The following is a 10744-nucleotide window of genomic DNA, read 5'->3' on the forward strand; positions in this document are numbered from 1 at the left end:
GCCGTGCAGCGCCCCCCCGGCGGACATGGCCACCAGCCCGGCCACGCTGGACACCAGATGCCCGGCGATGACCGGGCGCGGTCGGGCCACCCGCAGATACACGCAGGCCGCATTGATGAAGCAGGTGGCCGCCAGAGGCGGGTAGAGCACCGCCACGCCGCTGCCCGTGGACAGCAGGGCGATGGCCGCCAGCGCCACACCGCCCCCCAGCGACCCCCACGTCAGGCGGGTCAGCGAGATGACCCCCGGACGGTAGACGTCGCGCTCGAATTCGCGTTTGCACGGCGAGTTCAACCGTAACTGCACCATGGCGTGCTCCGTGGCGCGGGAACCGGCCCGACCGGTGACGTTGGCGTGCCCCTGCGTGACGGGGGGCGTGACGGGGGCATGCGGCTGGCCTGCCCCTGTCGTGGACTGTGTTCACGCCATGCGGGCGTGCCGGTTCCCGGCGGTTCAGTCTGCGCGCTTCACGTACAGGATGGACTGGGTGCTGCGCTTTTTCAGCAGCTTCTTGCCCGTCGCTTCGGCCTGCATCAGCAGTATCTCGCGCTCGCCGAAGCGCAGCGCATCCGCCAGGCAGACCTCCACGCAGACCGGCTCCTGCCCGTGCACGACGCGGTCGTAACAGAGTTCGCACTTGTGGGCGAAGCGCCCTTCCGCGTTGAACTGGATGACGCCGTAGGGGCACTTTTCGATGCACGTGCCCGCCCCGGTGCACTTTTCGCGGTCGATGCGCACGATGCCGGTCTGCGCGTCCTTGCTGATGGCCCCGGCGGCGCAGGCCTTGACGCACGGGGGCTTCCTGCACTGCTGGCACATGACCACCCAGTTGTCTTCCGCGAGCTTCGGAAAGGTGCCGGTCAGCTCGCTTTCCACGCGCAGGTAGTGGCTCATGCCTTCCGGCATGGCGGTTTCATGGTTCACCAGCCCGTGGTGGTTGCGGCAGGCCACGATGCACGTCTTGCAGCCGATGCAGCGGTCGAGGTCGACCATGATGCTCAGTTGTTTCATGGCTGGCTCCTTTACTTGGTGATCTTCACCCGGGTGGAAACGTGGGCCTCGCCACCGCGCAGGTCCTGCTCGTCCAGATGCGAACCCGCATCGGCGATGAGTTCGTTGTCGCCCGCCCACGCGCCGCGCGACGCCACCTTGCCCATGGTCTGGCCGAAGCCGTGGATGAGCCCGGCGCAGCCCGGCTTGATGCGCTCGGTAAGCGCGGCGGGCAGGCGCACGGAACCGGTGGCGGAGGCCACGGTGACCATGTCGCCGTCGGCAATGCCCAGCCGGGCGGCATCAACAGGGTTGAGCAGCACGGGGTTGGCGTCGATGCCGGAAACCGGGTCGCGCAACTGGGCGTTGTTCTGCGACCATGCCCCGGTGTTGTTGAGGAAGATGGTGCGGAAGTTGACGAGGATGAACGGGTACTTGTCCGCATTGCGCCGGAATTCCAGGGGCAGTTCCGGGCTGGGCCACTGCTGGCCGATGTCGCCATACATCTTCCATTCCAGTTCTATCCTGCCGCTGGGGGTGTTGAAGCGCCCGGCGTCCTCGTACTTGCGAAAGCCCACCGTGCCCGGCGACCAGATGGCGCCGCCGTCCAGCATCTTGCGCATGGACATGCCGATGCCGGAAAGCTCGATGTCGTAGTATTCCACGTCGTCCTTGAAGGCGAAGTACTCGGGGAACATGCGCTTGCCGAGGTCGATCATCACCCGGTTGGCGTGGCGCGATTCGCCAACGGGCTTCACCACGGGCTGGCACACCGCCGCCGTGTGGCCGAAGTTGTACCACCAGGGCATGTACAGCAGTTCCCAGCGTTCGAAGTTGGTCTGGTCGGGCAGGACAAGGTCTGCCCACTTCATGGTTTCCGAGGGCATGATCTCGGTAAGCACGAACAGTTCGAGGGCGTAGTTGCCGTTGCGGTCCTTCAGGGTCATGGCTTCGCGCCATTCGCCGGACCCCATTTCCGACAGGGCGGGGTTGCATTCGGAGGCGAAGAAGACCTTCAGGCTGCCTTCGCGCACGGCCTGAGCGGCGTACCACGTGGGTTGCAGGAAGAAGGTGTAGTGGTCGAAGCGGCTGCGGTTGGGGCCGGTGCGGTGGTAGCCCAGTTCCTTCAGGTTGGGCGGGGGCGGCACGGGGGGTACCGGGGCCATGGGGGCTATTTCCGGCATGGGTTGCCCGCCGGGGTTGTCGAGGTTGCCGGTGATGACCAGGAATATGGACCACGCGTGGCCCCAGTCCATGGCGTTGCCGTACATGATGGACTTGAAGGCATCCACGCACACGCTGGGCGCGGCGGCGCACATTTCCGCCAGCTTCACGATGTCGCGCGCGGGCACGTCGCATATCCTGCTCATGGCCGCCGGGGTCTTGTCCTTGATGAAGGCCATCAGCCCGTCCATGTCGCCGGGGCGCACCCACTTGTCGCAAAAGGCCTTGTCGTGCAGCCCCTTGGTCAGCAGGTGGTTGCACATGCCCAGGAACAGGGCCGCGTCGCCGCCCGGCCTGATGGGTATCCACCAGTCGGCCTTGCCTGCCTCGGTCCGGAAGATGGGGTCGATGACCACGAGCTTTGCGCCGCGTTCCTTGGCGTCCAGGATGTCGCGCGGGACGCAGGCGTCGTCCAGGCAGCCGAAGGGATGGCGACCGGACAGGATCATGACGCCGCCCTTGGGCACCGTGTAGTACATGGGCGCGATGTGGTGGTTGGGAAAGCAGCCGAAGGTGTGCAGGTGGGCCATGATCTTGGCCGAATCGCAATGCGGCAGCCCGGTGGTGATGAACCCTCCCATGGCGTTGACGAAGCGCCACTTGGGGTCGGACGTGGAATGCGGGAACATGGAATAGGTGAACTTGTGCCCCTCGCCGCGTTTGCGCAGTTCGCGCAGCTTGGTTTCCATGATGTTCATGGCCTCGTCCCAGCCGATGCGCACGAACTTGCCCTCGCCGCGTTCTCCCACGCGCTTCATGGGGTGCTTCAGGCGTTCCTGCGAGTACAGCGTGGTGATGCCCGCCATGCCCTTGACGCACATCTTGCCGCGTGCGCGCGGATTGCCCTTCACCTCCCTGACCACGCCGTCCTCCACGCGGGCAAGAATGGCGCATTCCGCCTTGCACTGGTAGCAAACCGTGGGAATCCATTTGCTTTCGCTCATGTTGCCTGCCTCCGTTCTGGGTGTGAATGGCCAGTCGGGCCATTGCGCATGCCGGGGTCTTCATCAAGACAGAGCAGGCGGGAGCGAAAAAGGTTCCCGAAACAGGCATGAAAAGAACGGAACGCGTGTTTTTCTAAGGGGCGGGTGCGGGCAGAAAATCCGGGCAGGCAAAACCCGGCAGGGCCGCGGGTTCCGCCAGCACGCCCGCGTCCACGGCCAGCCGGGCAAAGGCGGCCATGCGCGGGGCGTCCGGTTCCAGGTCGTCGAAAGTTATGGCGCCGCGCTCCAGCACCTGCCGCGCCACCCCTGCATCCACGCCGGTAAGGGCGGACTGCACGGCTGCGCCGAAGGCCGGATCGCGGCGCACCCTGTCGCGTGCGGCCAGCAGGGCCCGCACGTAGTCCGCCACCACCTGACCGTGCCTGTCCGCAAAGGGCTGGCGCACGACAAGGATGCAGCACAGGTGGCGGGGCAGGATGTCTGCCGAGCGCAGCACGGTGTGTCCCACGCCCTCGTGCAGGCATTTGGTGCTCCATGGTTCCGCACAGAAGAACGCGCCGATCTCGTTGTGCTGCATGGAGGTGATGACCGACGAAGGATTGACGACCAGCGTGGGCAGGTTCGAGACGCCGGAGCATTCCTGCCCCATATGGGCCAGCAGTACCCGGTGGGTGGAAAGCGCCCCCGGCAGACCCATGACCCTGCGTCGTCCCGCCAGCCGCGACAGGGACAGCGCGCTGCCCTCGTGGTGGCCATCCATGATGTAGCGCAGGGGCGCGCCCGCGCCGCGCAGGCTGAGGGCCAGCGGCGCCATGATGAAGGCGGCGTCCAGACGGCCATGGGTCAGGTCGTCCGCCAGTACGGCCCACGAAAGATAGCGGCGCGAAAGCAGGGGCAGGCCCCGGCCGCGCAGCAGGTGGTCGGCGCACATGGCCAGCAGGTGGTCGGAGACGGGCAGGTAGCCCACGCGAAACAGCAGGTCGCCCCGAAAGCGGGCAAGTTGCTGTTGCAGCAGCGGGCGGGCGGTGAACAGGCGCTTCTTTACCGTGCCTTCGGGCAGGCCGCAGGCGGCGGCCACCTGCGGGATGGAAAGCCCGTGGCGGATGTGCAGGCGGTTCACGTCGAGCAGATGCGGCGGCAGGTTGGCAAGGGCGGTATCGCAGGCGGCCAGCAGTTGCGCGGTGCCCACTTCGTCTTCCGGCGTGCTGCCCGTGGCGGGCAGCAGGGCGTTGTCATCCAGCGCTTCCAGCGAGATGGCCGCCGGGCGGCTGGCCGTGATGCGGTGGCAGTGGGTGGTGAGGATGGCCGCGAACCACGAGGGGAAGGCGTCCGGCGAGCGCAGGGAGTCGAGCTTGCGGAAGCAGGTGAGAAAGGCGTCCTGTACCGCGTCCTCGGCATCGGAGGCCCACGGCAGCTTGCGCCGGGCCAGGCCCAGCGCCCAGGGCGTCAGCCGGGCCACCAGCGCCCGCCAGGCATCGGCATCGCCCCGGCGGGCCATGCACACGATGGAAGCCAGGGAGAACGGGATGCCCATGGGGCACCTTTTCCTCGTCATGCGGGTTCTGGGGCAGGGCGCGAGCATGGATGCGAAGGCGTGTGGCGTCAATTCCGTTAGAAAATGGCGGGGATGGCGGGTTGGGGAGACGTGGGGGGAGGCCGGGTGTGCGGAGAGGGGGGAGGCGTGACGGGTGTGAAAGCAGGGGGAGATGGTGGGGGGATGGAGGAAGGCGCAGCAGAGGGGGGAGCGGGAGCGATATGAGGCAGATGGGGGCGCAAATCGGGCAGGCCAGAGTCCAGACGAGGCCGAGTGGGCACGAGTGACACGGGGGGCGGAGGCCGGACGCGGTGGAATCCGGGCAGGGCGGTGTGGGGGAGCCCGGTCAGGGCCGCTCTATTTCGCAAGGTTGAAGCGAGGTGAGGCGGAAGCGGACACCGCCGGAGAGGGGGCGGGAGGAACGGGAGGGGGAAGGGGAGCAAGGTCGAAACGAAGCGAGGCCAACCGGGTCCGGTCGGCCTCGTGGGTGGAGACTGGTGCGCGTGGGGGGGCTGGATCAGTCCAGTTCCTCGTCTTCCATGTCTTCGCCAAAGCCGTGGTAGTCGGCCAGGCGGCGTGCTTTTTTCAGGGCTTCCGCGCATTCCTTGGCGATGGCCTGAATGCCCTTTGTGGAAACGGCATCGGGCTTGGGGGCTTCGGCCTGTTGTGCGCCGTCATTCTGAACTGTGCCGTCACTCCGGCCCGCGCCAGCACTGCTCATGGCGTTGGCGCGCATGGCGTCGGTGAAAATCCAGACACGGTTGGTGAGGTAGTGGCTGTCACCCGCCGTCCATGCGGCGCTGCCGCTCTTGCACGCGGCGGGAATGATCCCGCGCGTGCCCGGTCTGTCCGTGAAGCACTGGACGTACAGGCTGTAGCCCGCCTCCCGTCGCACCTCCACGAAGGCGCACGGGGTGTGCTCGTCCTCTTTGTCCATGCCCTTGGAGGTGGTGGGAATGGCCCCTTCTTCAAGAAGGTCGTGCGGTGCAAGGTGGAAGACGTTCATGCTGGCTCCGGCTGGTATTTCTGGTGGAGAGCGGCGCAAGCGGCCGCGCTCCCGCTGGCTGACTTCAAAACAAAAGAAGGGGCCGGACTGTGTCCAACCCCTTGAAATATGGCGGAGAGGGTGGGATTCGAACCCACGTACCGGCTACTAACCGATAACTCGATTTCGAGTCGAGCGCGTTACGGCCACTTCGCTACCTCTCCGCGTTGCCAACCGGGGCTTGCCCGTGGCGGAGTGACCTTTTAGGAAATTTCCGGATGGAATGCAAGCCCCAAGACGAGCGTGGCGTGAGCAGGCAGTGACTGGCCGTTCTTTCCGGACCGCGCAGATAGGGGAACTTTCGTGGCGGAGAGGGTGGGATTCGAACCCGCGACCTATGCGAAGCGGTTCGCCTTTCCACCATTTCCGATGAGCATGGCAGATTGCAGGGCATCCAGTTCCCCCTCGCCCCTACCTCCTCTCCCGGAAAAAGTCCTGCAACAGCGCCCCACACTCTGCCGCGCGCACATGGCCCATGTGCCACACCCGGTGGTTGTGGAAGGGCTGATCCAGCGCGTCCAGGCAGGAAGTAACGGCTCCGGCCTTCAGGTCGGGCGCGCCATACACCACGCCCGCCACGCGGGCATGCACCATGGCCCCGGCGCACATCAGGCAGGGTTCCAGCGTCACCACCAGCACCGCGCCGTCCAGCCGGTAGTTGCCGGTACTGCGGCAGGCTTCGCGCAGGGCAACCATTTCCGCGTGGGCGGACGGGTCGTGCGTGGCCACGGGGGTGTTGTGCCCCGTGCCGATGATGCACCCCTGCCGGTCCACCACCACCGCGCCCACGGGCACCTCGCCAAGATCCGCAGCCATGCGGGCCTGTGCGATGGCGGCATCCATCAGCGCATCCCACGTCCAGCCGGGCGGGGCAGGGGGCACTGGCCCAGCCGGGCCGCGCAGGGCATAGGGCGGCAGGATGAAGGCGTCGTCGGTCAACTATGTGCTCCGTTAGATGGGCGTCGTTCTCTGCGCAGGGCGTTTCAGGGCGGTCGCTCCAATTAGGATTTTTGTTCGTTGGCAAGGAAAACAAGCCTGCCATGAGGGAGTATACTCTTATCGTATTCGACCGACATGGCAGGCGAAGTTTGACGAAGCCAACGGGCAAAAAGACAATTGGAGGGCCGCCCCTAGATGATCACGTGCTTCCTGATGTACGCCACCACCTGCTCGGGGGTGTCCAGCACGGTGAAGAGTTCCATTTCCTCTTCGCGGATGAAGTCGTACGACACCATCTTGTCGCGAATCCAGTCCAGCAGGCCGTTCCAGTAGTCGCTCTTGTACAGGATGATGGGGAACGGCTTGATGCGGTGGGTCTGCGTCAGCACGAAGGCCTCGGTCAGTTCGTCCAGCGTGCCCACGCCGCCGGGCATGACCACGTAGGCCATGGCGTACTTGATGAACATCAGCTTGCGCACGAAAAAGTAGCGGAAGTCGCAGCGCGTCTTCACGAACTGGTTGGCGCCCTGTTCCATGGGCAGGTGAATGTGCAGCCCAACGGACGTGCCGCCCGCGTCGAAGGCGCCCTTGTTGCCCGCTTCCATCAGGCCGGGGCCGCCGCCGGTGATGACGCCGTACCCGGCCTCCACCAGTTTGCGGGCAATGGTTTCCGTCTCCGCGTACAGGGGGCTGTCCGGCTTCACCCGCGCGGACCCGAAGATGGACACGCAGCGGTCCAGGTCGCTCAGGGTTTCGAAGCCGTCCACCAGTTCGGCCATTATCTTGAAGAGCCGCCACGACTCCTTTATGGACAGGTTGTCAATCACGTACTGCTTGGAAGAACCCATTGCACACTCCTTGAGTTTTGCGCACTATACGGATTCCGCGCAGCCCGTGCAACGCTTGGGAATCGTTTGCTGGGTTGGCGTGCGGGGTGATTGTCCCCCGGACTGGCGGACTGGCGGACTGGCCCGGACTGGCGTATTTTTCCGACGTGGTACCGTCCAGCCTCGCGGGTCCGGCACGTCCCGCGTACCCCGCGCAACGGCCATGCCAGCCGGAGCGCCCGGGGCGTCCTCGTCCACCCTGACGCATCCCGACGCGCGCCACGACGCAACCCAACGCAATTGGCGCTTCCGGCATCTCCACAGCGTACGCCATCCGCGCCCTTCACCACTCACCGGAATCAGAGGAACGGCATGAACATACAGTTTCTGGGAGCCGCGCAGACCGTCACCGGCTCGTGCTACATGCTGGAAGCCAACGGCACCCGCTTCGCCATCGATTGCGGCATGCATCAGGGCAACTCCGAAATCGAAAAGCGCAACGTCGATACGGACATCTACCGCCCCGGCGACATCGCCTTCTTTCTCGTCACCCACGCGCACATCGACCACACCGGCCTTCTGCCGCGCATGACGCGCGAAGGCTTCAAGGGCGACATCTACTGCACCCCGCCCACGCGCGACCTGATGGACATCATGTTGCAGGATTCCGCACACATCCAGGAAATGGAAGCAGAGTGGGAAACCCGCAAGCAAAGCCGCTTCGGCAGGCGCAAGCCGGTGGAGCCCCTGTACACCATGGCCGACGCCCAGAACGCCGTGCGCAGGCTGCGCCCCGTGGAATACAACGCCCCGTTCGAGCCCGCGCCGGGCATCCGCGTCACCTACAAGGACGCGGGGCACATCCTGGGTTCCGCGTTCCTTGAAATAGAGGTGACGGAAAACGGCACCCCCACGCGGCTGGTGTTTTCCGGCGACCTGGGGCGGCCCAACCAGCTCATCGTCAACGACCCCGACCACCCCGCCCGGCCCGACTACCTGTTCATGGAATCCACCTACGGCGACCGCGACCACAAGGATTCCGAGAACAGCCGCGCCGAACTGGCACAAGCCATCGCCTACAGCCACGGCCACGGCGAAAAGGTGATCATTCCCGCCTTTGCTGTGGAACGCACCCAGCAAGTGCTGTACACCCTGCACATGCTGTGGCAGGAGGGCAAGCTGCCCGCCGACATGCCGGTGTACATCGACAGCCCGCTGGCCATCCGCGCCACGGAAATCTTCCGCAAGCACCCGCGCTTCTACGATGACAACCTGAAGGCCGCCTACGCGCGCGGCGAAGACCCGCTGTCCCTGCCCAACCTGCGCTACACCCTGAGCAGCCAGGAATCGCAGGCGCTCAACGGCATGAAGGGTTCGGCGGTGATCATTTCCGCCAGCGGCATGTGCAACGCCGGACGCATCAAGCACCACCTGCGCCACAACCTGTGGCGGCAGGGGGCGTCCATCGTGTTCGTGGGTTATCAGGGCGTTGGCACGCCGGGCCGCAAGATAGTGGACGGCGCCCAGACCCTTCGCCTGTTCAACGAAGACGTGGCGGTGAACGCCAAGGTGTTCACCATCGGCGGCTTTTCGGCCCATGCCGGGCAAAGCCACCTGCTCGACTGGGTGGGCGCCTTCCAGCACAAGGATATGGAAGTGTTTCTGGTGCACGGCGAAGAAAAGGCCCAGACCACCCTTTCGGAAAAGCTGCACGATCGCTACGGTCTTACCGTGCACGTGCCCACCTACATGGAAGAGGTGACGCTTAAGCCGGGCCGCACCATGCTGACCGCGCCCGACGAAAGCCGCGCCCACCCGCGCGTGGACTGGGAATTTCTGCTGGGCGACACCGAGGCCAAGGTGGCCATGCTGCGCCAGCGTCTGGCCGGGGTGGAAACCCGCCCGTGGGTGGAACAGGTGGACATCCGCGACCGGGTGGCCGACCTGAACCGGGAGATTCTGAGCCTGCTGTCGCAGGTATAGGTTCAAGATTGTCCTTTTGCCCGTTGGCGGGCTGCGGGGCGTGAGCGTTTCTGCCTAGCCCCCGCCAGCCCGCACGGGCGTATGAACGTTTAGCGGATTCAGGAGTTTCATGCGCATCATCGCAGGTGAATACGGCGGCCGCGTGCTGAAGACGGCCGAAGGGCCGGGCTACCGACCCGCCATGAGCAGGGTGCGCGAGGCGCTCTTTTCCATGCTGGAATCGCGCGGGGTGGTCTGGCCCGGCCTGCGCGTGCTGGACCTGTTCGCAGGCAGCGGCAGCCTGGCTTTCGAGGCGCTGAGCCGGGGCGCGGCAGAGGCGTGGTTTGTGGAAACCGCGCCCAAGGCTGCGGAACTCATCCGCAAGAACGCCCAGACGCTGGGTATAGCCCAGGAATGCTGGCAGGTGGTGCAGGAAGACTGCAACAAGCTGCTGGCGCGCCGGTCGCGCACCACCTTTGACGTGGTGTTCATAGACCCGCCCTACGGCGCGGGCCAGCTGTCGCCCACGCTGCGCAACGCGGTGCGCAATGGCTGGCTGGCGGACGGGGGCATCGTGGCCGTGGAGGTGGAGGCGCGCCTGCCGCTGGACCCGGAACGGGAAAACGCGGCGCTTGTGCCCATCGTGGACCGGACCTACGGACAGACAAGGATCGTGTTATGGACCACGCGCGAGAACGGGTAGGGCGTCTTGCCATCTACCCCGGCACCTTCGACCCGTTGACCAACGGGCACGTCAGCCTCATCCGCCGGGGCTGCCAGATCTTCGACAACGTGGTGGTGGCCGTGGCCGCCGACACGCCGAAGACGCCGCTGTTCTCGCTGGACGAGCGGGTGCGCATGGCGGAGGATGTGTTTGCCGGGCATCCCTCCATCACCGTGGAGCCATTCACCGGCCTGCTGGTGGACTACGTGGAACGGCGCGGGGCCAACGTCATCCTGCGCGGGCTGCGCGCGGTGTCCGACTTCGAGTACGAATTCCAGCTGGCCCTGATGAACCGCAAGCTCAAGCGGCACATCCAGACCGTGTTCCTGATGACGGACTACCAGTGGCTGTACATCAGCTCCACCATCATCAAGGCGGCGGCCAGCCTGGGCGGCGACATCAAGGGGCTGGTGCCGGAAAACATCTACCGCAAGCTGCGCGAGAAGTACGGCTATCCCTACCCGCTGGGCGACGACATCGACCTTGGGCTGGGCGGGCCGGGGGGGCCTGGCGGCAAAGGTGGCGCGGGCGGGCCGGGCGGATTGGCCGGGGCTG

At 65.8% G+C, this 10744-nt stretch carries 9 protein-coding genes, 1 tRNA gene and 1 pseudogene; 3 read left to right on the forward strand and 8 right to left on the reverse strand.

Annotated elements, in window-relative coordinates:
* The 8 genes from FVW20_RS18930 to FVW20_RS18965 all read right to left on the reverse strand — a co-directional run.
* Window positions 1–309: HPP family protein (locus FVW20_RS18930; RefSeq protein WP_196610783.1), on the reverse strand; the 309-nt coding region annotated here is incomplete at its 3' end.
* Between the two features lie 144 nt (window positions 310–453).
* Window positions 454–1011, reverse strand: a complete 558-nt coding sequence (locus FVW20_RS18935; RefSeq protein ID WP_196610784.1) for a 4Fe-4S dicluster domain-containing protein — start codon at window positions 1009–1011, stop codon at window positions 454–456.
* Between the two features lie 11 nt (window positions 1012–1022).
* Entirely contained in the window at window positions 1023–3158 is a 2136-nt protein-coding gene (locus tag FVW20_RS18940; protein ID WP_196610785.1) for a molybdopterin-containing oxidoreductase family protein, read from the reverse strand.
* Between the two features lie 133 nt (window positions 3159–3291).
* Window positions 3292–4692: a sigma-70 family RNA polymerase sigma factor gene (locus tag FVW20_RS18945; RefSeq protein WP_196610786.1), complete on the reverse strand. Its 1401-nt coding sequence runs from the start codon at window positions 4690–4692 to the stop codon at window positions 3292–3294.
* Between the two features lie 517 nt (window positions 4693–5209).
* Window positions 5210–5698 (reverse strand): hypothetical protein, encoded by a 489-nt coding sequence (locus FVW20_RS18950; protein WP_196610787.1) that lies wholly within the window; start codon window positions 5696–5698, stop codon window positions 5210–5212.
* A gap of 109 nt (window positions 5699–5807) precedes the next feature.
* Window positions 5808–5901: transfer RNA gene (locus FVW20_RS18955), tRNA-Ser, on the reverse strand.
* Window positions 5902–6148: 247 nt separating this feature from the next.
* Window positions 6149–6580 (reverse strand): tRNA adenosine(34) deaminase TadA, encoded by a 432-nt coding sequence (gene tadA, locus FVW20_RS18960; protein ID WP_196610790.1) that lies wholly within the window; start codon window positions 6578–6580, stop codon window positions 6149–6151.
* Window positions 6581–6867: 287 nt separating this feature from the next.
* Complete coding sequence (locus FVW20_RS18965; protein ID WP_167126458.1) at window positions 6868–7524, reverse strand: LOG family protein; 657 nt, start codon at window positions 7522–7524, stop codon at window positions 6868–6870.
* A gap of 351 nt (window positions 7525–7875) precedes the next feature.
* Between FVW20_RS18965 and FVW20_RS18970 the strand changes: the two genes are divergently transcribed.
* The 3 genes and pseudogenes from FVW20_RS18970 to coaD all read left to right on the forward strand — a co-directional run.
* Window positions 7876–9486 (forward strand): MBL fold metallo-hydrolase RNA specificity domain-containing protein, encoded by a 1611-nt coding sequence (locus FVW20_RS18970; protein ID WP_196610788.1) that lies wholly within the window; start codon window positions 7876–7878, stop codon window positions 9484–9486.
* A gap of 109 nt (window positions 9487–9595) precedes the next feature.
* Complete coding sequence (gene rsmD / locus FVW20_RS18975) at window positions 9596–10168, forward strand: 16S rRNA (guanine(966)-N(2))-methyltransferase RsmD (RefSeq protein ID WP_196610789.1); 573 nt, start codon at window positions 9596–9598, stop codon at window positions 10166–10168.
* Window positions 10144–10674: pseudogene (coaD, locus tag FVW20_RS18980) on the forward strand (pantetheine-phosphate adenylyltransferase); the annotation flags it as partial. The gene rsmD and the pseudogene coaD, both read left to right, overlap by 25 nt.
* Between the last annotated feature and the right edge of the window lie 70 nt (window positions 10675–10744).

Source organism: Nitratidesulfovibrio oxamicus (assembly GCF_015731765.1).
Taxonomy (GTDB): Bacteria; Desulfobacterota; Desulfovibrionia; order Desulfovibrionales; family Desulfovibrionaceae; genus Cupidesulfovibrio; species Cupidesulfovibrio oxamicus.